This is a genomic window from Roseobacter insulae (genome assembly GCF_019375555.1).
In the GTDB taxonomy this organism is placed as follows: domain Bacteria; phylum Pseudomonadota; class Alphaproteobacteria; order Rhodobacterales; family Rhodobacteraceae; genus Roseobacter; species Roseobacter insulae.
In genome coordinates, this window is sequence record NZ_JAHXDN010000002.1 from 233,265 (window position 1) to 255,610 (window position 22,346).

A 22,346-nucleotide genomic window follows, 5' to 3' on the forward strand; every position below is an offset into this window, starting at 1 on the left:
GTGCAGATTGGTGGATGTCAGCACACCCTGTGGCGGCAAAAGCCTGCGATTGACCAGAGACAGCTTTTTGGCGCACCCGTCGTTATCCGGTCTGCCCCAGCCTGACAGTGATTTCTGCTTGGCGCGCGGGCGTGGTATCCGGAAACATCTGGAGTGGGTCACGGTGGGTCAGGACGTGTCCGTTCAACGTGTCTCACGGGTGGGCTTGCACGGTAACGGTCTGGCTGTCACCTGATCCTTAGAGCTGAGGGCAACGAAGGTTGCAGCCGCCGTTCTCCAGCCGGAGGGCATAGCCTTCGACATGCTGGCCAATCCTGTCGAGCCCCAAGCCGCAGGCTCCCCGGATATGTGTCCTGGTCCGGGCCTAGTGATGGAGCTTGCAACATAAGTATTCCCTTCAATCACCCGGCGGCGGTGATTAGGGTCGCTGTCAAAGCAGGAGTCCTTTTCCAATGACCTGGATCACCACCGTTCCTTTCGACAAGGCCACCGGCAAGCTGCGCCAGCTTTACGCGCGCATTGCCGGGCCGGGCAACAATGTCGATAACATCATGATGGCGCACAGCCTGCGACCGCATACGATGGAAGGCCACATGGCCATCTACAAACATGTCCTGCACCATTCGGGAAACACCCTGCCCAAGTGGTTCCTGGAAGTACTTGGCGTCTGGGTATCAGGACTGAACAACTGCGCCTATTGCGAGACCCACCATTTTACGGGCATGAAACGGCTGTTGCGGGACGATCCGCGCGCCGAGGCGATCCGCGCGGCGCTGGCCGGTGCAGACATCGCTGCCGCACCGCTGGAGCCGCCGCAGATCGAAGCCCTGCGCTATGCGCAAAAGCTGACCCTGTCACCGGGAGAGATGGTCGAGGCCGATGTGATCGCTCTAAGGCGTGCGGGCTATGACGATGGCCAGATACTGGAGATCAATCAGGTGGTCAGCTATTTTTCATATGCCAACCGGACCGTCTTGGGTTTGGGATGCTCAACCCAGGGGGACATCATCGGCCTGTCGCCGGGCAACTCGGATAATCCTGAAGACTGGGCGCACAGATGAAAAAACCCGGCCAGAGGCCGGGTTCTTCAAATCTCATTGGTTATGGAAATAACTTCTGAAATTACGCCTTCTTTCTGCGGCGCTTCATCACGCCAAGGCCGCCGAAGCCTGCCAGCAACAGCCAGCCCGCCGCCGGTAGCGGTGTCGGGATCAGTTCTGCCGTGAACAGGAAATCGTTCGTACTGGTTGTCTGAACGCCCTGGAACCATGGGTTGACCCAGCCACGTCCGACAATCGCCGTCTTGTCGGCGAGGCGGTGGCCATCATCATCCAGTTCGAAATAGATGCTGCCCGCGTTTTTCTGGCCGAGCGCCAGTGGCGCGTTGTCACCGTACTGGATGTATCCGCTGCCATTGCCGCCGGATCCTCCGTCGGCAGAGCCTTTATCGGTTCGCGACTGGAAGAAGCCACCGCCCAGATCATAGACATTGGAGATGCTGTAATGCACATCCCACAGACCAGGGCTGACGAAGTTGCCAGCACCTGCCGCGTTTTCGCGCATCTGGCCTTTGATCGACACCTCGAAGGTTTCGTCGTTGTAGGTCAGAATGGCATGGCCGCCGTTCTCGAACGAGAAGTATTTGCTATAAGCATCCACGCGCAGCCCGTATTCATGGGTTTTCGTGGCCCGTTCCGGATGGTCAAGAAGCTTGTATTTGTATGTTGCTGCCATGGCGGAAGAACCGCTGATCGCAACCATGGCGACTGTTGCCGCCGCACCGGTCTGTACCAGTTTTTTCAGAACGTTATTCATTGGATTCCTCATTACGCAAAGAGCACTTTGCCCCCCAGGATCAGAGACTACGGCCCGGTCTGTCGCGTTTTCAAGGAATTTTAGGCAATTTCCCGCTTATTCAATTGGTGCGCGAAAATTGTTCTCGTGTCACGCGCAATCATCCGGTTCGGGCACGATTGCCGCACGAATAAATCGAATCAAAACGCGGCCTCCGGGGAGAGTGTCATTCCCCTTTGAGCAGGGTTTCAAACCGCAGGCCTTTGGCTGTCCGGGGCGCGAAGCCCGTCCAATAGGTGTGGTCCTCGGTCGGGTTCGCCTCTTCATCCAGCGCCAGAATACCCGCTTCCGCATCTTCAATCAGGTCGAGATAGGGGCGCTTGCCCACATCCCCCTTCAGGTGCAGATCCATGAAAGCGGTCGCGAAATGCTGGGCGATATTGTTCATGCGCGTCGTATCCCACACCGCGTCTGCGTAGTGTTCGAAGGGGACGAAATCCAGCTCGTCAACAGGTTCCCATGCTTCGATCGGCGCCGGGATGGGGGCCGCGGCATTGTGATTGGCATGGTCGAAGGTCAGCAGGTGGCGATCGGTGCCGTTGGCTTCTTCGAAAATCGTGCGGATCGCGTCATAGACCGAGACGTCATCCGAACCGCCGGCCATGAACAGGGTCGGTACCCGCAGACCGGCCATGCCGTTTGCGTCCCAGAAGCCCGCGTTTCGGCCCCACGGGCCAATGGCGATCAGCGCGCGGACCCGCGGGTCGATCAGCGCCTCGTGGCTTTCCGAGCCTGCAAGGTGGCGGGCCAGCAGGCCGTTGGGCGTACCCCAGCTGTATTCGGTGGCGGCTTGCGTGACACCCGCGCCGCCAAAGATCAGCGCCCCGTACCCGCCCATGGAATAGCCGATGACGCCCACCGCGTTCGTGTCGATGATGCCGGCCAGATCGCCATCCAGCGCGGCCATCTGGTCAATAACGAAGCGCTGGTCAATCGGGCGGTTGAAAAGGGTGGAGCCAAAAACCTCCTGGTCTGAGTACGTGCTGTCCGTGTGGTCGATGGACACGGTGACATATCCCTTTGAGGCAAGGTTCTCGCCAAGATGAGACATCAGGAAGCGGTTGCCGGGATAGCCGTGGCTGATCACGATCAGTGGAAAGCTGTTGCCGGTTGCGGGCGCTGCGTCGCGCGCCGCACGGCCCGTCAGGGTTACCTTCGTCTTGCCGTCGCGCAGCGTGGCCTCGTATGTTCCGCCGGGGGGGGTGCCATCCGCCGCCGGGTACCAGATTTCCACAGTCAGCGGGCGGTCGTACAGGGGTTGATCATCGTCCTGGGTGCTGACAATGTCGATCTGGCCCGGATTGACCAGCGCCAGCGTGCGCACACCAATCGGCAAAGTGCCATAATCGGCCAGTTCGGGCGCGTCCGGGCGCACCAGGTCAATCGGGTTGGCCAGTGCTGGCGCCGCCAATACAGCTGCCAGGGCCGCCAGTGGGCGTTTGTGGTTCATCGACTTACTCCGCGCGGGACAACCGCAGATTCCCGTAATGGTAGAGTGACAGGTTTTCCCTGCCGTTCAAGTACTTATGGGCCGCAATTTGTGTCAATAGTGGTTATGTGTCTGCACAAATGTTTACACATGCTGGGGCAATTTTGCGGCGCATGCTTCAGGGGTCTTCCGGATTCGTCAGATTTGCGCCGCGTGCCAGCCCCTGAGTTGCTGCATATTTTTTCAGCATTCGACGTGCGAGACCTCTTCCACCCGGCGCGCCCTGAGCGTAAGGCTCAGGCATGCGCAAAGTGATGACATATCCGGAACATGGTCGGGCGATTGTGACCTTGGGGCTGCCGCTGATTGGCGGGCACCTGGCGCAGATGGCGATCGGCGTGACCGATACCGTTATGCTGGGCTGGTACAGCGTCGAAGCGCTTGCGGCGGTGACGCTTGGTTCCACTTTCTTCTTTGTGCTCTTCATCTTTGGTTCCGGTTTTGCCTGGGCGGTGATGCCAATGGTCGCCTCTTTCGACGCGGAAGGCGACGAGATCGGCCTGCGTCGGGCGACGCGTATGGGTCTGTGGCTGAGCTTTGGTTTTGCGTTGCTGTCGCTTGTCGTGATGGTCTGGTCGGAGCCCTTGCTGATCGCCGTGGGACAAAGCGAAGCCCTCGCTGGCATGGCCAGCAGCTACCTGCGCGTGGCCGGTCTGGGCATCGTGCCGGCGTTGTTGGTGATGGTGCTCAAATCCTACCTTGCCGCGCTTGAGCGGACGCAGGTGGTGCTGTGGATCACCGTGCTGGGGGCGATTACGAACGCGTTGGTGAACTATGCTCTGATTTTCGGGAACTGGGGCGCGCCGGAGCTTGGTATCACCGGGGCGGCCATTGCGTCGGTGGCGACCCAACTGGTGTCCCTGATCGGCGTAACGATATATGCCCGCGCCGTCCTGCCGGAGCATGCGTTGTTCCAGCGGCTGTGGCGGGCGGACTGGCAGATGCTGGCCAAGGTGTTTCGTCTGGGATGGCCCATCGGCCTGACCGGTCTGAGCGAAGTGGGGCTGTTCGCGGCCTCCGCGATGATGATGGGCTGGCTGGGCACCGTGCCGCTTGCGGCCCACGGGATCGCCGTCCAGCTCGCCTCCATCACCTTCATGGTGCATATGGGGTTGAGCAATGTCGCCACGATCCGGGCAGGTAATGCCTATGGTCGGCACGACTCCGATCATATGGAGAAAGGCGCGTGGGTGGTCACGATGATGTCGCTGGTGATGGCCACCCTGACGGTCATCGCGTTCCTCAGCTTGCCCGAGCCGCTGATCTCGATCTTCATGCAGGAGGATGAACCGCACCGGGCCGAAATCCTGCTGATCGGCACCGGGCTTCTGGCGATGGCGGCCCTGTTCCAGCTGGTCGACGGGGCGCAGGTGATTGCCCTTGGCCTGTTGCGCGGGGTGCAGGATACCCGCGTGCCGATGATCTGCGCGGCGTTGAGTTACTGGGTTGTCGGCATCCCCTGCTCCTATCTCTTCGGCTTCGTGCTGGGATACGAGGGAATCGGCGTTTGGCTGGGGCTGGTGCTGGGGTTGGGGCTGGCCGGGCTGTTGCTGACCGCCCGCTTCTGGGGCGTGGCCTTGCGCAAGTTAAAGTCTGCCGCATGATCGCCGCCCGCTTGTTTCGCGGGGCGTGCTGACCTAGCGTGGCCGGTATTTGAGGCATTCCCGGGGGGCACCATGTTCACTGACCGATACGACAATCCTTTGACCACCGGTTCCGAGCGAGCGGCGCAGATGTACCAGCGGGGGCTCGACCGGCTTCTGGCCGGGCAGGCCGACATGGACGCGCCCTTTCACCAGGCGCTGGAGGCCGATCCCGGATTTGCAGCGGCCCACGCGGGTCTTGCAAGGGCGCGCCAGACGGTGGGGGATATGGCCGGGGCGCAGCAGGCCATTGCTGCAGCGCGGGAAGTGGCTGGCGGCGTGACCGCGCGTGAAACGTCGCAGATCCACATGTTGTCGCTGATGATCGGCGGCAAGGGCGCCGAGGCGCTGGAGGCAGTCTACGCGCATATGGATCAGTACCCTCGCGACGTGGTGGTCGCACAGACCAGCTCGTCGATCTACGGTCTGATCGGGTTTTCAGGTCAGGCCGGGCGCGAGGCGCAGATGCTGGCCTTCCTGTCGCGCCTGGCACCCGGACTGGGCGATGACTGGTGGTTTTTGAGCCAATATGCCTTTGCGCTGTGCGAAACCGGCCAGCTTGCACGGGCGGAGGCCATGATCGACGCATCGCTCGCGACGAATCCCGACAACGCCCATGCCGTCCATGTCAGAAGTCACGTGTCCTACGAGGCAGGCGATGTTGCCAATGGCATCACCTTTCTCAGGGACTGGCTGCGCGGGTACAGCCGGGCGGGTGTGATGCACGGTCACCTGAGCTGGCATCAGGCGCTGTGGATGCTGCAGACCGGCGACGTGGCGGGCATGTGGGCACTGCTTGATGACGCGGTGACGCCGGAAGCGGCAGAATGTGGTGCGCCGTTGAGCGTTCTGGTGGACACGGCGTCGCTGCTCCACCGGGCGGAGATGGCCGGTGTGGAGGTGCCGCGCGACCGTTGGGCTGCGATCAGCCGCTTTGCCGCTAAGGCTTTTCCAAAGACCGGTAATGCCTTTGTCGACATGCACGCGGCGGTGGCTCATGCGATGGCGGGGGACGCCGAGGCGCTGTCCCGGATCATCTCGCAACCAGCGGGCCCGGCGGCGGATCTGGTGCCCGATATCGCATCGGGCTTTCAGCAGATGGCGCATGCCAACTGGGGCGAGGCCGCCCGCCACCTGAAGCGCGCGATGGCCGATACGGCGCGGATCGGCGGCAGCCGTGCACAGCGCGATCTGGTGGAACACAGCCTGCTCGCCTGCCTCATGCGGCAGGGCGAAACGGCCCACGCCCATGACCTTGCGGCCATGAGGCGTCCTGTGATTGCAGAGGCTTATACCTGATACCTAAAGTATCCCGGGCAGCGTCAACCCGTTTTCGCGGGCGCATGCGATGGCGTCTTCATACCCCGCATCCGCGTGGCGCATCACGCCGGTGGCCGGGTCGTTCCAGAGCACTCGGCCAAGGCGCCGGTCAGCATCCTCCGTCCCGTCGCAACAGATCACCACGCCGGAATGCTGACTGAAGCCCATGCCGACACCGCCCCCGTGGTGCAGCGATACCCATGTGGCCCCGCTGGCAGTATTGAGCAATGCGTTGAGCAATGGCCAGTCGCTCACCGCGTCCGAGCCGTCCTTCATGGCCTCGGTTTCGCGGTTCGGTGACGCCACGGAGCCTGAATCCAGATGGTCGCGGCCGATCACCACCGGGGCCGACAGTTCACCCGTGCGCACCATCTCGTTGAACGCGAGACCCAGCTTGTGGCGCAGGCCCAGACCCACCCAGCAGATGCGTGCCGGCAAGCCCTGAAACCGGATCCGATCCCGCGCCATGTCCAGCCAGTTATGAAGATGAGGATCGTCGATCAGCTCTTTGACTTTCCTGTCTGTTTTGTAGATATCCTCAGGGTCTCCCGACAGGGCGCACCAGCGGAAGGGCCCGATGCCACGGCAAAACAGCGGTCGGATGTAAGCGGGCACGAAACCGGGGAAGGCAAAGGCATCTTCCAGCCCTTCCTCGAGCGCCATCTGCCGGATGTTGTTGCCGTAATCGAGCGTAGGCACGCCCGCATTCCAGAAATCGACCATGGCCGTCACATGCACTTTCATGCTGGCCCGTGCCGCCGCCTCAACCGCCTTTGGATCACTCTCGCGTCTGGCTTTCCATTCGCCCAGGCTCCAGCCCTGTGGAAGGTAGCCGTTGATCGGGTCGTGCGCGCTGGTCTGGTCAGTGACGATGTCCGGTCTGACCCCGCGCCGCACCAGTTCGGGAAAGATATCAGCGGCATTGCCCAACAGGCCGATCGATTTTGCCTCCCCCGCGGAGGTCCATGCATCGATGCGCGCCAGCGCTTCATCCAATGTCTCAGCTTTCTCGTCCAAGTAATTGGTGCGTAGCCGAAAATCGATGCTGTCTGGATTGCACTCAACCGCCAGACAACACGCGCCGGCCATGGCCGCGGCGAGCGGTTGCGCGCCCCCCATGCCGCCCAGACCCGCTGTGAGTATCCAGCGCCCGGTCAGGTTGCCATCGTAGTGCTGGCGGCCTGCCTCGACGAAGGTCTCATACGTTCCCTGCACGATGCCCTGGGACCCGATATAGATCCACGACCCGGCTGTCATCTGGCCGTACATCGCCAGTCCTTTCCTGTCGAGGTCGTTGAAATGGTCCCACGTGGCCCAGTGTGGCACCAGATTGCTGTTTGCGATCAGAACCCGTGGCGCGTCCTTATGGGTCTGAAAGACACCGACCGGTTTGCCCGATTGCACAAGCAGAGTCTGATCATCCTCCAGTATCTTGAGGCTGGCGACAATGTGGTCGAAATCAGTCCATGTGCGTGCCGCGCGACCGATGCCGCCATAGACCACGAGTTCATGCGGGTTCTCGGCCACGTCGGGGTGCAGGTTGTTCATGAGCATCCGCATCGGCGCTTCCGTCAGCCAGCTCTTTGCGGTGATCTCCGGTCCGGTTGCGGGAAAGATGTCGCGGGTGTTTTTGCGCGGATCGCTCATGCGGGCCTCCAGCTTTGCAGATAGGTCAGAATGTCCCGGAGCAGGGCGCGCAGCGGGGCCGCCTTGTCAGGGTTGTAGAGCCACGGTTCTGCTTCCTCGGTCAGATACGTGCTTTGTGCCAGTTCCATCTGGAGGGCATGCACGCCTGTTGCGGGACGCCCGTAGTGTCGCGTTGTCCAGCCGCCTTTGAAGCGCCCGTTGACAACGGTGCTGTAGCCCGGGGTGTTTCGGCAGAGCGTCGCAACATGGTCCGCCAGTTGCGGATCACAAGACGCGCCCATGAAGGTGCCGATGTTCAGATCAGGCAGTGTGCCGTCGAAAAGATGCGGGATTTCGGAGCGGATCGAATGGCAGTCGTAGAGAATGGCAAAACCGTGCTGCGCCCGCACCCGGGCAATCTGCGCCGCCAGTGCCGCGTGATAGGGCGTATGAAAAGCAGCGCACCAGGTGGATTGCTCCCGCGTGGTGGGTGGCAGGTTCCAGATTTCCTTGCCGTCGAAATCTGTCATCGGGATCAGGCCGGTGGTGTTCTGACCGGGATACAGGCTGGCGCCCGAAGGGTCCCGGTTCGCATCCGACGCGTAGCGATGGACACGCGCCCGGACCGTCGTGGTATCCGCGACCAGGTCCCGGTACAGGCGATCGACATGCCAATCAGTGTCCTTGAGCGCCTGTCCGGAGCCGTTCAGCCGGTTCCGAAGGCTGTCCACGAGGTCGGTACCGGCATGCGGAATGGCGAGGATCAGGGGGCTGTCGCCAAGCGTGACATCAACCGGCATCAGGCGTTCTCCCCGTATAAAGGGACGGCAGATCAAGGCCTTGCGTCAGCTCTCCACCAGATATCATGCGCGCCGCCACGTCGAGATCGGGGGCGAGGTACCGATCCTGATCAACAGGCGCAATCCGGTGGCGCAGGCGCGCAATGATCTGTTGCAGGGTGTCGCTGGTTTTAAGTGGCGCGCGGAACGCGATACCCTGAGCGGCGCAAATTGCTTCGACACCAAGGATCACGCTCAGGTTGGCGTTCATCCTGCGCAGACGTCGTGCCGCATGCGCCGCCATGCTGACGTGGTCTTCCTGATTGGCCGAGGTGGGCGTGCTGTCGGTCGCACAGGGATTGGCCAGATGCTTGTTTTCGCTCATCAGCGCCGCCGTGGTGACTTCGGCGATCATCAGGCCTGAGTTAAGGCCCGGATCGGGCGTCAGAAAGGGCGGCAGATCGAAACTGAGCGTAGGATCGACCATCAGCGCGACCCGTCGCTGGGAAATCGCGCCGATCTCGGCCAGTGCGACGGCGATCTGGTCGGCGGCAAAGGCCACGGGTTCGGCGTGAAAATTGCCCCCTGAAACGATCTGACCTCCCTCGGGGTGGGCCGTATCCACAAGCACCAGCGGATTGTCGGTGACCGCGTTTGCCTCGGTTTCCAGCGTGGTGGCGGCCATGCGCAGCAGATCAAGCGCTGCCCCCGTCACCTGCGGCTGGCAGCGGATGCAATAAGGGTCCTGAACGCGGGTGTCACCGTCGCGGTGACTGTCGCGAATTTCGGATCCCTGCATCAACGCGCGTTGGGCGCTGGCCACCGCGATCTGTCCGGCATGGCCGCGCAAGTGGTGTATTTCGGGCATCAGCGGAGCGGTCGACCCCATGATTGCATCGGTCGAGAGCGCTGCGGTGACGATACTTGCGGTGGCATTCTGCCAGGCGTCAAACAGGCTGGCCAGCGCGCAGGCGGTCGAGAACTGGGTGCCGTTGATCAGCGCGAGGCCTTCCTTGGCGTCCAGCGTCACAGGTCGCAGGCCCGCAGCGGCGAGGGCCTTGGCACCAGCCATCCGTTCGCCGCCGAAAAAGGCCTCTCCCGCGCCGATCAGAACAGCGGCCATATGCGCCAGCGGGGCCAGATCACCGGACGCGCCAACGGACCCCTGGACCGGCACAACCGGGGTGACGCCCGTGGCCAGCAGGTCCTGAATAAGTGCAACGGTTTCCCACCGCACGCCGGAGGCTCCACGCCCCAGTGACAGAAGTTTGAGCGCCATCATCAGACGCGTTGTGTCCGCTTCGAGGGGCGCGCCGACACCGCAGCAATGGGACAGGACGAGGTTGCGCTGCAGGCTGGCCGTATCGGTGGCGGCGATCTTGATGTTGGCGAGTTTGCCAAAACCGGTGTTGACGCCGTAGACGGCCGCATCACCTTGGGCTGCGCGGGCAACAAGTGCCGCGGCAGCGTCGATACCGGCACGCGCGCTGTCCGGCAGGACAACCGCGCAGGACCCGGCCCAGACCGCCTGTAAATCGCTGAGGGTCGTTGCCCCGGGAAGCAGGGTGCGTGTCACTCGTGCTGCCTTTCCAAAGTACCTGCGAAGACGCGGGCGTAAAGCGGGTTGAACCCGATCCGGTACGACAGTTCTGCCGGATGCGTTACATCCCAGATTGCCAGGTCCGCGCGCATTCCCGCTGCGATCTGCCCTGCATCCGCAACCCCAAGGGCGCGTGCCGCATGGTTCGTGACACCGGCAAGTGCCTCGGCGGGGGTCATCCGGAACAGAGTGCACCCCATGTTCATTGCCAGCAGCAGGGATGTCATCGGGGAGGATCCGGGGTTGCAGTCAGTGCTGATCGCCATTGGAACGCCAGCGGCACGCAGGGCGTCGATGGGCGGCATTCTGGTTTCACGCAACGTGTAGAACGCGCCGGGCAGGATCACCGCCACCATGCCCGCGGCGGCCATCGCCTTGGCGTCCTTTTCGGTTGCATATTCGAGGTGATCTGCCGACAGGGCGCCGTGTGCTGCGGCCAGCGCGACGCCCCCCTGATGGGACAGCTGTTCGGCGTGCAGTCTGATCGGCAGGCCGAGCGTATGGGCGGCGTCGAACACGCGTGCGATCTGGGAGGTATCGAAGGCGATGCCTTCGCAGAACCCATCAACGGCATCGACCAGACCCTCCGCATGGGCCGCTTGCAGCGTCGGGATGCAGATCTCGTCAATATAGGCGTCCGCGTTGCCAGCGTATTCGGGCGGAATGGCATGTGCGCCCAGAAAGCTGGTGTGCACGGCAACCCGGCGCTGCACGCCAAGGGCGCGGGCAGCACGCAGCATCCGCAGTTCCGTGTCCCGGTCGAGACCGTAGCCCGATTTGATCTCCAGCAGGGTTACACCTTCGGCGATCATGGCGTCGACGCGGGGCAGGGCGTTTTCGACAAGCGCGTCCTGCGAGGTGTCCCGCGTGGCGCTCACTGTCGACATGATGCCGCCACCGGCGCGTGCGATCTCTTCGTAACTGGCGCCTTCCAGACGCATTTCGAACTCCGCCGCGCGATTGCCGCCAAAAACAACGTGGGTGTGACAGTCGATCAGCCCCGGCGTGACCAGACGCCCGCCCAGATCGGTGTGTTCGTCGGCGTGGTAGGCAACCGGCAGTTCAGTACGCGGACCGGTCCAGGCGATCCGTGCGTCACGGATCACAACAACCGCATCCGGCAGTAAAGCTGCCCCGTCGGTCATCGCCACGAGAGCCATATTGGACAGAATCATGCGCAGGAACCTCTTGCGGAAAGCGGTGATCGGATTATTATGTGCATACATAATTCTGTCAAGATGGAGGGACCCTTGTCAGTGATCTGGTCGAAACATGCGCTGACGCCGCGGGGTTGGGCGCAGGACGTGCTTGTGGAAGTTGCCACCGACGGACGCATCGCGACGGTCAAGCCGGACCAGCCTGCGCAGGGAACCTGCGTTGACATATTGCTGCCCGCGCCGGCGAATGCGCACAGCCACGCGTTTCAGCGTGCAATGGCCGGGCTGTCGGAGCGGCGCGGCCCTGATCCACGTGACAGCTTCTGGACATGGCGGCAGTTGATGTTCCGGTTTCTCGATCAGCTCACACCCGAGGATGTGGCGGCAATCACCGCCTTCGTGCAGATGGAAATGCTGGAGGCGGGCTTCGGCACCTCAGCCGAATTTCACTATCTGCACCATCAGCCGGGCGGCGTGCCCTATGACGCCCTGGCGGAAATGTCCCGGCAGATTGTCGAGGCCGCGAAGCTCAGCGGTATCGGTCTGACCCTGTTGCCGGTGCATTATCAGTATGGCGGCTGTGACAAACGTGCGTTGGGGGCCGGGCAGGTCCGGTTTGGTAATGACCGGGACCGTTTCGAACGGCTTTGGCAGGACGCGCGCGAGGCCCTTGCAGCATTGCCCGGCGATGCGGTGATGGGCGTGGCTCCGCATTCGCTGCGCGCCGTGGCAGGCCGCGATCTAGGCGGGCTCGCAGCCCTAGCGGGTGACGGTCCGATCCACATGCATCTGGCCGAACAGCTTGCGGAGGTGGAAGAGGTGCAGGCGGCCCGGGGCGCGCGCCCGACGGAATGGTTGTTGGAGACTGTCGATGTCACCGCACAGTGGTGCCTGATCCACTGTACTCAGATGACCCCGCGGGAAACCGTGCGTCTGGCCGCAACGGGCGCGGTTGCGGGCGTGTGTCCGATCACCGAGAGCAGTCTGGGGGACGGAGTTTTCGAGGGGGTCGGCTGGCAGGCGGCGGGTGGCGCGCTTGCCGTGGGATCTGACAGCAACATCCGGATTTCACTGGTCGAAGAGCTGCGCACCCTGGAATACTCGCAACGGCTGCGCGATCGTGGCAGGGCGATACTGGCCACCCGCGACCATTCCACCGGGCGGGTCATCTTCGATGCGGTTGTCTCCGGTGGGGCACGGGCGGCCGGGCGTGGTCCGGGGGGGCTGCAAGCGGGGGCGTGGGCCGATCTGCTGGCACTGGATGGACAGGCACCGGATCTGGCCGGGCGCACGGGGGATACTCTCCTCGACAGTTTCATCTTTGCCGGTGATCGGCGCATGGTGCGGGAGGTATGGTCCGCCGGACGACATCTGGTGCGGGACGGTCGGCACATTCGTCACGAGCAGATCCGCAGCCGGTATATCGATACCCTCGCCACGCTGCGGGGCGCATTGTGACCACCCCGGCGATCAACAGCTGGCAGGCGGTTCGTGAGGAGGTATTGCGCCGGCTACAGACCCGCATCTGGAAACCGGGTGAAATGATCCCGAACGAGGCCGATCTGGCCGAAGAACTGGGCTGTGCGCGCGTTACGGTCAATCGCGCGCTCAGGGCCTTGTCGGACGCGGGCCTGCTGGAACGACGCCGCAAGGCCGGCACGCGGGTGGCCCTGCACCCGGTCCGGCGCGCAACGCTTGAAATTCCGATGATCCGGCAACAGGTCGAGGACGCGGGGCACACCTACGGCTACCAACTGCTGTCCAGACACGCCGTCGCTCCGCCGCCCAAGGTTGCATCGCAGATGAACAGCGCGCGTGGCGCATTCCTGCATCTTGTCGCCCGGCACCTGCAGGACGATGTTCCCTTCGTGGCAGAGGACCGTTGGATCAACCTCGCAACGGTGCCCGCGGCGGCCGCTCAGGATTTTCTCACGGTCAGCGCAAACGAGTGGCTGCTGCAGCATGCCCCGTTTTCGCGGGCCGATATTGCCTTTTCTGCGCAGGCCGCCACCCCCGACATGGCCGACATTCTGCACACGCAGGTCGGGCATCCGCTGTTCGTGACCGAGCGCACCACGTGGGTCGAGACCCGTTCTGTCACCTTTGTGCGGCTGAGTTTTGCGCCCGGTTACCGGATGCAGACTGAAATCTGACCGGTCAGGTCTCTTTCCGGTCGTTGACGATATTCATTTGCGCAAGGCCGCTCTGCCCCAGATCAACGGAGGAAAACGGCCCGCCGTGGCACATCTGACCAGGGTCCTTGAGGTCAACCGGCCCTTCTTCGGCGAGGATTTTTTCGGCGAATTGCTCGGCGTTGTCCTTCGGGCGGTAACCGAGGAAGGAAGCCTTGACATTGTCCACGGGCGCGCGGTCGTTGTTGGACACGCCATAAACGATGCCGAAACCCACGGAGGGCGTGTCGATGGCGCGGGTGACCAGTTGGATCAGGTCGTCATAGCTGAGCCATGACCCGAGCGCCCGGGCATTGGTGACCTGCGCGCAGCTGAGGATGCGCAGATGCACCGATTCCAGCCCGCGCTTGTCCCAATACATGCGCCCCAGATCTTCGGTGAAGCATTTGGCCAGACCGTAGAAGGTGTCGGGCCGATGCTCCGCGTCGGTGCCGATGAAATCGGATTTCAGGTGCATCCCGACCGCATGGATCGACGAGGCATAAACGATGCGCTTCACTCCCGCCTGATAACCTGCTTCCCAGATGTTGTAGGAGCCCACGAAATTCGGACCCAGCAGTTCTTCGAACGGTTTTTCATCGACGATAGCGCCGAAGTGGATGACCATGTCGGCGCCTTCAAGCACCGGCGCGATCTGCTTCATATCGGCGAGATCGGCCCGAATGTAGCTTTCGCCCGCGTAGAGTTTGCCGATGTCATCGGCGATATCCGTGCTGACCAACTCATCGCACATCGCGGCCAGCGGTTCCCGCAGATATGAGCCCAAACGGCCTGCGGCCCCTGTCAAAACCAGTTTCATAAGTGTCCTTCCTGCCGCTCTAGATGACGGCTTTTTCCAAGAATTTTTCGCCCCGCAGCACCCGGTCCACATAAAAGGGTGACAGGTCCAGCGTACGGTATTCGCCATAGGCGATCCGTTCGGCCAGACCGCGCCCCAGTGCAGGCGATTGCTGCAACCCGTGACCGGAAAACCCATTGACGAACATGAAGTTTTCCACGTCCGGGTGCGGGCCGACAATCGCGTTCTGATCGAGCGTGTTGTAGTCGTAATGCCCCACCCACATGTTGATCAGCCTGATTTTTTCGAACTGCGGGATGCGGGTGGCGATGATCGGCCAGAACTTGTTTTCCCACAAGCCATGATCGGCCATGAAATCGTCATGCGCCACGGCCGGGTCATCGTCCGGCGGGCCACCGGCAAGGTAGTACCGCCCATCGGTACGCATGTGCACCCCCGACGGGTCGATGGTCAGCGGCAGGTCGCGGTCCAGCGGATGCGCGGCGTCGAAGATGTAGGTGTAGCGCTTGCGTGGCTCGATGGGGATATCGAGGCCAGCCATCCGCGCGGTCAGCGCCCCGCGTGTGCCCGTCGCATTGACAACAACTCCGCAGGTGACCGTGCCGCCCGTCTTCAGGGTGACCCCGGTGATCCGGTTGCCTGCGCGGGTGAGCCCCACAACTTCGTCGGCCACGTATTCCACGCCGTTTTTCCGCGCCATACGCTTGAACCAGTCAAACATCGTGCCGCCGTCGAAATAGCCCTCGTCGATCAGGTTGTGGTTTGCGCCCAGAATATCATCGAGCATGTAGAAGGGATAATCTGCGGCGATGTCATCAGCGGTCATGAATCGGGTTCCGGCCCCCAAACTGGCCTGCACTTTCTGGCTGTCCCGCAGGGTCTGGGCGAATTCCGGGGTATCGGCCATGTACATGTAGCCGTAGCTTTGCAGCATCAGGTGCGGCACGTCAGGATCATCACCCATAAAGTGTCTGAAATTCTTTATGAATTCCGCGCCAAACTGCGACACGCCAATGTTCACCGCGTTGGAAAACTGCTGGCGGATGCAGCTGTTGGTATGGCTGGTACCGGCGAATTCATACGTGGGGTCTTTTTCGACCACCAGCACGCGGCCGTCAAAGCCGGGCATCTGCGTCAGCCACCACGCCACGCTGGAGCCATAGATCGCCCCGCCGATGATGACGACATCATATGAATCGTGTTGGTGTGTCATGACATCCCCGCCCAAGTGGTCTTGCTTCTGGAACATGGCCGATACGGCTTCGTCAAGCCTTGTGATCGCTCAGGTCGCGAAGGGCTGATCCAGCGCGCGGGCGACCATTTCCAGCCTGTCCTGACCGTAGAACATATCCCCCTCAACGAAATAGGTGGGGGAGCCCAGGACATTCCGGCGAATGGCGTCTGCGGTGTTGGCGTCATGCATTTGCTGAATCTCCGGGCTGCGGGCCATCTCCAGCAGCGCGGCACCATCCATGCCAAGGTCCGTTGCGATGTCCGAGAGGGTTTCTGGATCGGCCTGATCCGCATCGTCACGCCAATGGGCCTGTAGTATCGTCCGAGACAATGCGTCGGCGTCAAGCCCGGACGACTGTGCGGCAATGATCGCACCGTTCCCCAGCGCGAGCGGACTGTCATGATACCGCGGGCGTCTTTTGATCCACGGAAGATCGCGGTATTCTGCCCACCGCATGATCTCGCGGCCAAAGTAATAGGCTTTGTGCGCCTTGGACCGCTGTTTGAAAGGCGTGCTGCCCGCCGCGACCATCACCGGGTCGAGATCGAACGGTCGGTGGATGACCGTGGCACCTTTCTCGGCAGCGATTTCCGCCAGCCGCCCCGCGCCCAGATACGCAAAGACGGAGTGGCAGGCGTAGAAATACTCAATGGTTTTCAATGGCTCATCCTTCCTGTGCCAGCGCGCGCGCGTCCTTGGCCATCAGGGCAATGACGTCACGCAAGCGACCTGTATCTTTCGGGTTTGACGCGTTCCCTTCCAGCCCGCGCCGCAACACCCCTTGCAAAATCGCCAGCAGACGGAAGTAGGAGAACACAACATAGAAATTCCAGTTGTCCGGTTTCGGGATGCCGCGGCGGTCACAGTAGGCGGCTACATAACTGTCTTCGTCCGGCAGACCCTGCGCTGCGCGGTTCACACCGCCGAGACCCCGGAAGTGCCCCGCGTGCGGCAAACGCCAATGCATGCATTGATACGCAAGGTCCGCGAGCGGATGACCCAGCGTGCTGAGCTCCCAGTCCAGCACCGCTACAACCTCTTCGCGATCCGGGGCAAAGATCATGTTATCGATACGAAAATCGCCGTGTACGATACTGCCGGCGCCATCGTCCTCCACCATGTGTTTGGCCAGCCACTCCATCAGCCACTCGGCGTCTGGCAGGGTATCCGTCGCCGTGTCGCGATACTGACCAGACCAGCGGGCGACCTGCCGGGCAAAGTAATTCCCGGGCCTGCCGAAGTCCGCCAGACCTACGGTTGCGGGGTCAACGTCGTGCAGCGCGGCCAATACAGCGTTCATCGCGTCATAGATGCGGCTGCGCGCCCCGCGATCCAGTTCCGGCAGCGCCGGGTCCCAGAAAATGCGCCCTTCAACCATTTGCATGACCATGAACTGTGTGCCCATCGGTGTGTCATCTCCTGACAGGTGACAGGTTTCCGGCACCGGGACACTGGTTCCCGCAAGAGCTGTCATCACCCGGTATTCACGATCAACCGCATGGGCGGATTTCAGCAGTTTGCCCGGGGGTTTCGCCCGCAAGACATAGGACCGCGCACCGCTGGTGATCTTGTAGGTCGGGTTGGATTGGCCGTCGGTGAACTTGGTGATGTCATCAAGCGTGCCAAAGCCCGCCACGTGTCGCGCCAGATAGGATTCAAGCGCGCCCCGATCATACTCGTGCATGGCGAATTCCTTCCCGGCCCATGGACAATTCCCGGTGATCTAAGCAAGTCTGCAGCGGCGGGGAAAGCCCCGATTGCCATCAGGGAGATTTACGGCGTGGATATGAATTTTGGCATGACGGAGAAGAACCGTGACCTTCTGGAGCGCGTGGCGGCAATGATCCGGGACGAGGTCATGCCGATGGAGGCAGAGTATCACGCGGAAATCGATCAGGGCGACCGCTGGCAATATACCGAGCGGCAGGCGGAGATCCTCGAAGGGCTGAAGGCCAAGGCCAAGGCGGCGGGTCTGTGGAATTTCTGGCTGACCGATTCCGAAAAGGGATTCGGACTGACCACCGTGGAATATGCCTATTTCGCCGAAGAGATGGGAAAAACGCCCCTGGCGGCAGAAGTGTTCAACTGCTCGGCCCCCGATACCGGCAACATGGAGGTGTTCGAGCGCTACGGCTCGCAGGCGATGAAGGATCAATGGCTGGCGCGGCTGCTGGCGGGCGACATCCGCTCAGCCTATCTGATGACGGAACCGGAGGTCGCGTCGTCCGACGCGACCAACATTGCGATGGCATGCGTGCGCGATGGAGACACCTATGTTCTGAATGGCGAGAAATACTGGGCGTCCGGCGCGGGCGATCCGCGCTGTGCCGTCTATATCGTGATGGTGCGCACCGGCGCTGACACCGCGCCGAAACACCAACGCCATTCCATGATCGTGGTCGATGCGGCCACGCCCGGCATCGAAATCCTGCGCCCGATGCATGTCTTTGGTCACGATGATGCGCCGCACGGGCATATGCACATCCGCTTTTCTGATGTGCGCGTTCCGGCAGACAACATGCTGCTTGGCGAGGGACGCGGTTTTGAAATCGCGCAGGGAAGGCTTGGGCCGGGACGGATTCACCATTGCATGCGATCGGTCGGGCAGGCGGAAGCGGCGCTGGAGCTGATGTGCCGCCGGTCGCTGCAAAAGGAGGCTTTTGGCAAGCCGCTGGCCCAATTGGGCGCTAACTACGACATTATCGCCGAGGCGCGGATCGAAATCGAGCAGGCGCGGCTGTTGTGTCTCAAGGCCGCCTGGATGATGGACCAGGGCGACCCGCGTGCAGCCGCCCCGTGGATTTCGCAGATCAAGGTGGTGGCGCCGCGCATGGCGCTGAAGGTGATCGACGAGGCAATGCAGATGTATGGCGGGCAAGGCATCAGCCAGGATACGCCCCTGGCCATGGCATGGACATGGCAGCGTGCCTTGCGGTTTGCCGATGGCCCGGACGCGGTGCACCGCAGGCAGGTCGCGCGTGCGGAATTACGCAAACACACGCAGGAGAAAGTGTGACCGCTTGCTGACGCCCGGTCGCGATATTGCTGTAGCGTCGCTTGCTCGCGGCCCCGCGCAGACGCAAGGCCTGCCGGTGGCTTGGCTGGCGCGCCTATACCAATGTGGACGGTCCTAAGGCTCTTGTACCGACGACGATGACTTTCAGACGAACGCCGTGGGCTGACAAAAAAGGGCACCTAGCAGCCTTGGACGGAACCGATTCCGAAACGCCGCTGTACAGGTATCTGGGGCGCGGGGAGGGCAGGCGCGCCGCGTGGCGATTTCATCGCTGTTCGCCGCGAAAGTACGTGAATCTTTGGTGAATAGTCGTCATTAATCAAAATTTGAGCATGATAATGCGAGAATAATGGTGTTATTGATGCATAAAGACAAGCGTGTGTTTGGTCGGCACAGCATCGATAATGTCAGAAACCGCCCCAACGAGTCGTTTTTTGAATTGAGCGGCCGGGCAATGTCTTTCATGGTGCCGGCCATGCGCACTCCTCTCATCGACAATCTGCAATACGCCAATTTCTCGCCCCGGATCTTTGCCCAGATGCGCGAGGGAGGCGTTGACGCGGTCCATGTCACGATCGCCTATCACGAATCCTTTCGCGAGATGGTGCTCAACCTGGAAAGGTGGAACCGTTGGTTCGAAGATCATCCCGATCTGATCATCAGGGGCACGACCAGCGCGGATGTAACCCGCGCGCAGGAAACCAACCGTACGGCCATCTTCTTCGGCTTCCAAAACCCCAGCCCCATCGAAGACGACATCGGTCTGGTGGAGATTTGTCACCAGCTGGGTATCCGTTTCATGCAGCTGACCTACAACAACCAGTCATTGCTCGCGACGGGGTGTTACGAGGAGGAAGACACTGGCCTGACCCGCATGGGCAAGCAGGTGGTGACCGAGATGAACCGCGTTGGCATGGTTGTTGACATGTCGCATTCAGCCGAACGCTCGACCCTGGAAGCTATAGAGCACTCTAGCCGCCCCATCGCGATCACCCATGCCAACCCGCATTGGTGGCACGCTGCCTTGCGCAACAAGTCGGATACGGTCTTGTCGGCCCTGACGCAGGCAGGTGGCATGCTGGGCTTTTCGATGTACCCGCATCATCTGGCGGGCGGCGGCGCTTGCACGCTGGAAAGTTTCTGCGCGATGATCGCCGAGGCCGCGCGGCGTTACGGCGCGCAGAACCTCGGGATCGGATCGGATCTCTGTCAGGATCAGCCCGATAGTGTCGTGGAGTGGATGCGGGTCGGGCGGTGGTCCAAGGTCATCGACTACGGCGAAGGGTCTGCGTCGAATGCCGGGTTCCCCCCGATGCCGAGCTGGTTTGTCGATAACCGTGATTTCTCCAACATCCGCACAGGCTTGACGGAACAGGGTTTGAGCACAGCCGAGGTTGACGGTATCATGGGCGGCAACTGGCACCGGTTTTATTCCGAGAGTTTTGCCCCGCTATGAAGGATTTCAAGCCCATTCCTCAGGCGCCGCTGCGCCCACCGGCCGAGGTGATGCGCCTGTCACGGATGGGCTCGATGTTTCCGACGCGGCTGTCCTTCCTGCGCACGCTCACGCGGTTTCTGGCCGCGGAGAAGGCGAAAGTTACATGCCACGCCTGGCGGATGTGTCCGGAGGGATACGGCCATGCGGTCTATTGCATAAGCCTTGGGGGCTATACCTACTCGCTGGTTGCCGTATCGACGCAACTGGCGCCCGAAGATCGCACGGACCGGGTGATCGCGACCGCGTGGGACACGGCATATGTGCTGTACGACGGCGTGCCGGATGATGATGAAATTGCACGGATTTGCGCCACCGCCCCGCAACAGGAAGCCGCGCGGTTCACCGACCGTGATCTGGTGTTAAGCCGGGCCAACAAATCCGTCAGGTTGTTTTCCCATGTCGTGACGCGGCTGCGCGCGGGGGCGCAACCGGACGCACAGATGATACGCGACATCGGCTACCTGATGCGCACGACCGCCGTCTACGGCAACGGCAAATTCGGGATCGCCGACCGCGCCTGCATCGACACCCGCCCCGGGCTGTCCGGCCCTTTCATGGCAGAGATGCTGACGGTCTGGCTGATCCGTCATTTCACGCATGATCTGGTAGAGCACGTCGGGCAGGGACGGCTTGACCGACGCCTGAAACGTCATTTGGGGATCGGTAATTCGACAGGATTGGGGATGGCGCCGTTTCTGGTCAACCACCCGATTTTAATGAACAATTGGATGCTGGCGCGCGAAACGGCGCTGGCCCGCGTCCGGGCTGTGGCGAAGCTGGAACCGGAGCAGTGTCAACGGCTGATCGCACTGGGTGACCGGGCCCAGCATCACTTGCGCGAATGGCATGTTCCCGACCCCGCGCATCAGGTGCGGATCACGGCGCTGTGCACCGCGTGGGATGCGGTGTGTGACTGGATGACCCCCGACACCCTGTCCGGGGAGTATGCGATTGCCGCCTTGCTCGATTGGTCGCGGGATCAAAGCGTGGATGTTCAGGAACTTCTGGTAGCTTTGGTCATCGAGCCATTTTCGGAGCTGGTGGATGGTCTGACCGACTGTATGGCGGATCCGGTGGGGCTCAGAGGCGCGATGCTCAGCGACATGCAGGCGGTCAGGGCGGCGCTGGAGGCTGCCTTTGGCTGGGCGCTGGAGCCTGATTACGCGGCACAGGAACAGTGCCGCCAATTCTGGTACGTGAGCGAGGCCAAACAAGAGCCGCGCCTTGGCGACAGGTTCGGGGAGGCGGGGGCCGATCTCGAAAGCCCGTTGGATATTGCGCGTCGTATCAAGGCGTTACACTGTGACCTGCCCGAGAGCGACATAGATATCTGCGATTTTCTGGAGGCTTATCCCCAGCATATGCTTGCGGTCAGCCGGGTGGCGCTCTCGGTGCATTTTCCCTACGCCGAAATTCAGGACAACCTGATTTCCGAGACATGCCTGCCCATTGATATGCTGCGCTGCAAGCTATCGTTCTTCGGGGCGTCCAAGTTCGATCCGAAGTCAGACCGCTGGACGCGGATCACGCTCTGTCAGGGCGCGCCGCTGGCGGACGAGTTGCACGAGCGGGCTGATGACTGGTGGCTGCCGGTGTTCGGGCAATGAGCTACTCGGCGGCCGAAATCTCCGCTCTTGCGACCAAAGCCGCGCGCGGTGCCGGGGCACCGCCCGAGCAGGCGGCACGGTTCGGGCGTGCCAGCGTAGTGCATCTTGCTCAGAACCGCGCGGTGGAGATGCTGACAGATGCGCTCGACGCGCTGCCGGGCGGGGTCATTCTATGGGCGCCTCTCGCGGTCGATCGGGCGCTGTCATCGCTGGCGGACGATCCAGCAGGCGCGCGCGTGGAAGCCCGGGGCCACCCGGCGCTGGTGCAAAGCTATCTCGAAGCCTCGCCCCATGGCATCGTGATCGAACGGGTGGACACGGATGCCTTCGATATCTCGGTCACTGCAGCGGCAACCGGCACTTCCGTCCCGCCGGTGCGCCTGTCGGACTGTGACCGTTGTATCGCGGTGATGACGACGCTTGCGGCGCGCACGTTCGTGCCGGAAAGCGCCGCCTCCCGTCTTGGGGGGGCAGGTGCGGGGCTGACCGACAACGACTGACTTGCCGCCAGCCGGGGCCCCCGATGTCGACA

Annotated in this window: 19 protein-coding genes; 9 read left to right on the top strand and 10 right to left on the bottom strand. The window is 62.1% G+C overall.

Going from position 1 to position 22,346, the window contains the following annotated elements; translation table 11 throughout:
• The first annotated feature begins 452 nt into the window (after positions 1-452).
• Complete coding sequence (locus KX928_RS07290) at positions 453-1,061, top strand: carboxymuconolactone decarboxylase family protein (protein WP_219500566.1); 609 nt, start codon at positions 453-455, stop codon at positions 1,059-1,061.
• 61 nt (positions 1,062-1,122) lie between these two features.
• Here the strand turns inward: KX928_RS07290 and KX928_RS07295 are convergent, their stop codons facing one another.
• Positions 1,123-1,815 carry a VPLPA-CTERM sorting domain-containing protein gene (locus tag KX928_RS07295; RefSeq protein ID WP_257883622.1) on the bottom strand — a complete coding sequence of 231 codons (693 nt, stop codon included), beginning with the start codon at positions 1,813-1,815 and terminating at the stop codon, positions 1,123-1,125.
• Positions 1,816-2,020: 205 nt separating this feature from the next.
• Positions 2,021-3,304: an alpha/beta hydrolase family protein gene (locus tag KX928_RS07300; RefSeq protein ID WP_219500568.1), complete on the bottom strand. Its 1,284-nt coding sequence runs from the start codon at positions 3,302-3,304 to the stop codon at positions 2,021-2,023.
• Between the two features lie 281 nt (positions 3,305-3,585).
• Between KX928_RS07300 and KX928_RS07305 the strand changes: the two genes are divergently transcribed.
• Positions 3,586-4,947, top strand: coding sequence for an MATE family efflux transporter (locus KX928_RS07305; protein ID WP_219500571.1), 1,362 nt, complete (start codon positions 3,586-3,588; stop codon positions 4,945-4,947).
• Between the two features lie 72 nt (positions 4,948-5,019).
• Entirely contained in the window at positions 5,020-6,285 is a 1,266-nt protein-coding gene (locus tag KX928_RS07310) for a tetratricopeptide repeat protein (RefSeq protein ID WP_219500573.1), read from the top strand.
• Between the two features lie 3 nt (positions 6,286-6,288).
• Here the strand turns inward: KX928_RS07310 and hutU are convergent, their stop codons facing one another.
• From hutU to hutI, 4 genes are read right to left on the bottom strand one after another with little or no spacing between them, the layout of a single operon-like run.
• Positions 6,289-7,953 (bottom strand): urocanate hydratase, encoded by a 1,665-nt coding sequence (gene hutU, locus KX928_RS07315; RefSeq protein WP_219500575.1) that lies wholly within the window; start codon positions 7,951-7,953, stop codon positions 6,289-6,291.
• Entirely contained in the window at positions 7,950-8,732 is a 783-nt protein-coding gene (gene hutG / locus KX928_RS07320; RefSeq protein ID WP_219500577.1) for an N-formylglutamate deformylase, read from the bottom strand. The genes hutU and hutG overlap by 4 nt, the downstream gene beginning before the upstream one ends.
• Entirely contained in the window at positions 8,722-10,287 is a 1,566-nt protein-coding gene (gene hutH / locus KX928_RS07325; RefSeq protein WP_219500579.1) for a histidine ammonia-lyase, read from the bottom strand. Before hutH ends, hutG begins: the two co-directional genes overlap by 11 nt.
• On the bottom strand, positions 10,284-11,456 hold the full coding sequence (gene hutI / locus KX928_RS07330) for an imidazolonepropionase (RefSeq protein WP_373274796.1): 1,173 nt from the start codon (positions 11,454-11,456) through the stop codon (positions 10,284-10,286). The genes hutH and hutI overlap by 4 nt, the downstream gene beginning before the upstream one ends.
• 105 nt (positions 11,457-11,561) lie before the next feature.
• On the opposite strand from hutI, the gene KX928_RS07335 reads away from it, so the two are divergent.
• Both KX928_RS07335 and hutC read left to right on the top strand, forming a co-directional pair.
• Complete coding sequence (locus KX928_RS07335) at positions 11,562-12,926, top strand: formimidoylglutamate deiminase (protein ID WP_257883623.1); 1,365 nt, start codon at positions 11,562-11,564, stop codon at positions 12,924-12,926.
• Entirely contained in the window at positions 12,923-13,621 is a 699-nt protein-coding gene (gene hutC / locus KX928_RS07340; RefSeq protein ID WP_308342259.1) for a histidine utilization transcriptional repressor HutC, read from the top strand. Before KX928_RS07335 ends, hutC begins: the two co-directional genes overlap by 4 nt.
• Positions 13,622-13,625: 4 nt before the next feature.
• Here the strand turns inward: hutC and KX928_RS07345 are convergent, their stop codons facing one another.
• The 4 genes from KX928_RS07345 to KX928_RS07360 all read right to left on the bottom strand — a co-directional run bounded on the left by KX928_RS07345 (position 13,626) and on the right by KX928_RS07360 (position 17,377).
• Positions 13,626-14,459 carry an NAD-dependent epimerase/dehydratase family protein gene (locus KX928_RS07345; RefSeq protein ID WP_219500584.1) on the bottom strand — a complete coding sequence of 278 codons (834 nt, stop codon included), beginning with the start codon at positions 14,457-14,459 and terminating at the stop codon, positions 13,626-13,628.
• 19 nt (positions 14,460-14,478) lie between these two features.
• A complete protein-coding gene (locus tag KX928_RS07350; protein WP_219500590.1) occupies positions 14,479-15,672 on the bottom strand; it encodes an NAD(P)/FAD-dependent oxidoreductase in 1,194 nt (397 codons plus the stop codon).
• A gap of 69 nt (positions 15,673-15,741) precedes the next feature.
• Positions 15,742-16,353, bottom strand: a complete 612-nt coding sequence (locus tag KX928_RS07355) for a 2-hydroxychromene-2-carboxylate isomerase (RefSeq protein ID WP_219500592.1) — start codon at positions 16,351-16,353, stop codon at positions 15,742-15,744.
• A gap of 4 nt (positions 16,354-16,357) precedes the next feature.
• A complete protein-coding gene (locus KX928_RS07360) occupies positions 16,358-17,377 on the bottom strand; it encodes a phosphotransferase (RefSeq protein ID WP_219500594.1) in 1,020 nt (339 codons plus the stop codon).
• 96 nt (positions 17,378-17,473) lie between these two features.
• Between KX928_RS07360 and KX928_RS07365 the strand changes: the two genes are divergently transcribed.
• The 4 genes from KX928_RS07365 to KX928_RS07380 all read left to right on the top strand — a co-directional run bounded on the left by KX928_RS07365 (position 17,474) and on the right by KX928_RS07380 (position 22,314).
• Positions 17,474-18,709 carry an acyl-CoA dehydrogenase family protein gene (locus KX928_RS07365; RefSeq protein ID WP_219500596.1) on the top strand — a complete coding sequence of 412 codons (1,236 nt, stop codon included), beginning with the start codon at positions 17,474-17,476 and terminating at the stop codon, positions 18,707-18,709.
• A 475-nt stretch (positions 18,710-19,184) separates the two neighbouring features.
• Entirely contained in the window at positions 19,185-20,165 is a 981-nt protein-coding gene (locus KX928_RS07370) for a membrane dipeptidase (protein ID WP_219500598.1), read from the top strand.
• The gene (locus KX928_RS07375) at positions 20,162-21,814 is read left to right on the top strand and encodes a hypothetical protein (RefSeq protein WP_219500600.1); all 1,653 of its coding nucleotides are present in this window, start codon (positions 20,162-20,164) and stop codon (positions 21,812-21,814) included. Before KX928_RS07370 ends, KX928_RS07375 begins: the two co-directional genes overlap by 4 nt.
• Positions 21,811-22,314, top strand: coding sequence for a hypothetical protein (locus KX928_RS07380; protein WP_219500602.1), 504 nt, complete (start codon positions 21,811-21,813; stop codon positions 22,312-22,314). Before KX928_RS07375 ends, KX928_RS07380 begins: the two co-directional genes overlap by 4 nt.
• The last annotated feature ends 32 nt before the right edge of the window (positions 22,315-22,346 follow it).

What these genes read in the sequence shown, in the direction of transcription:
- KX928_RS07290 (WP_219500566.1), top strand. Translation starts at nt 453, where the DNA reads ATGACCTGGATCACCACCGTTCCTTTCGACAAGGCCACCGGCAAGCTG.
- KX928_RS07295 (WP_257883622.1), bottom strand. Translation starts at nt 1,815, where the DNA reads ATGAATAACGTTCTGAAAAAACTGGTACAGACCGGTGCGGCGGCAACA.
- KX928_RS07300 (WP_219500568.1), bottom strand. Translation starts at nt 3,304, where the DNA reads ATGAACCACAAACGCCCACTGGCGGCCCTGGCAGCTGTATTGGCGGCG.
- KX928_RS07305 (WP_219500571.1), top strand. Translation starts at nt 3,586, where the DNA reads ATGCGCAAAGTGATGACATATCCGGAACATGGTCGGGCGATTGTGACC.
- KX928_RS07310 (WP_219500573.1), top strand. Translation starts at nt 5,020, where the DNA reads ATGTTCACTGACCGATACGACAATCCTTTGACCACCGGTTCCGAGCGA.
- hutU (WP_219500575.1), bottom strand. Translation starts at nt 7,953, where the DNA reads ATGAGCGATCCGCGCAAAAACACCCGCGACATCTTTCCCGCAACCGGA.
- hutG (WP_219500577.1), bottom strand. Translation starts at nt 8,732, where the DNA reads ATGCCGGTTGATGTCACGCTTGGCGACAGCCCCCTGATCCTCGCCATT.
- hutI (WP_373274796.1), bottom strand. Translation starts at nt 11,456, where the DNA reads ATGACCGACGGGGCAGCTTTACTGCCGGATGCGGTTGTTGTGATCCGT.
- KX928_RS07345 (WP_219500584.1), bottom strand. Translation starts at nt 14,459, where the DNA reads ATGAAACTGGTTTTGACAGGGGCCGCAGGCCGTTTGGGCTCATATCTG.
- KX928_RS07350 (WP_219500590.1), bottom strand. Translation starts at nt 15,672, where the DNA reads ATGACACACCAACACGATTCATATGATGTCGTCATCATCGGCGGGGCG.
- KX928_RS07360 (WP_219500594.1), bottom strand. Translation starts at nt 17,377, where the DNA reads ATGCACGAGTATGATCGGGGCGCGCTTGAATCCTATCTGGCGCGACAC.
- KX928_RS07370 (WP_219500598.1), top strand. Translation starts at nt 19,185, where the DNA reads ATGCGCACTCCTCTCATCGACAATCTGCAATACGCCAATTTCTCGCCC.
- KX928_RS07375 (WP_219500600.1), top strand. Translation starts at nt 20,162, where the DNA reads ATGAAGGATTTCAAGCCCATTCCTCAGGCGCCGCTGCGCCCACCGGCC.
- KX928_RS07380 (WP_219500602.1), top strand. Translation starts at nt 21,811, where the DNA reads ATGAGCTACTCGGCGGCCGAAATCTCCGCTCTTGCGACCAAAGCCGCG.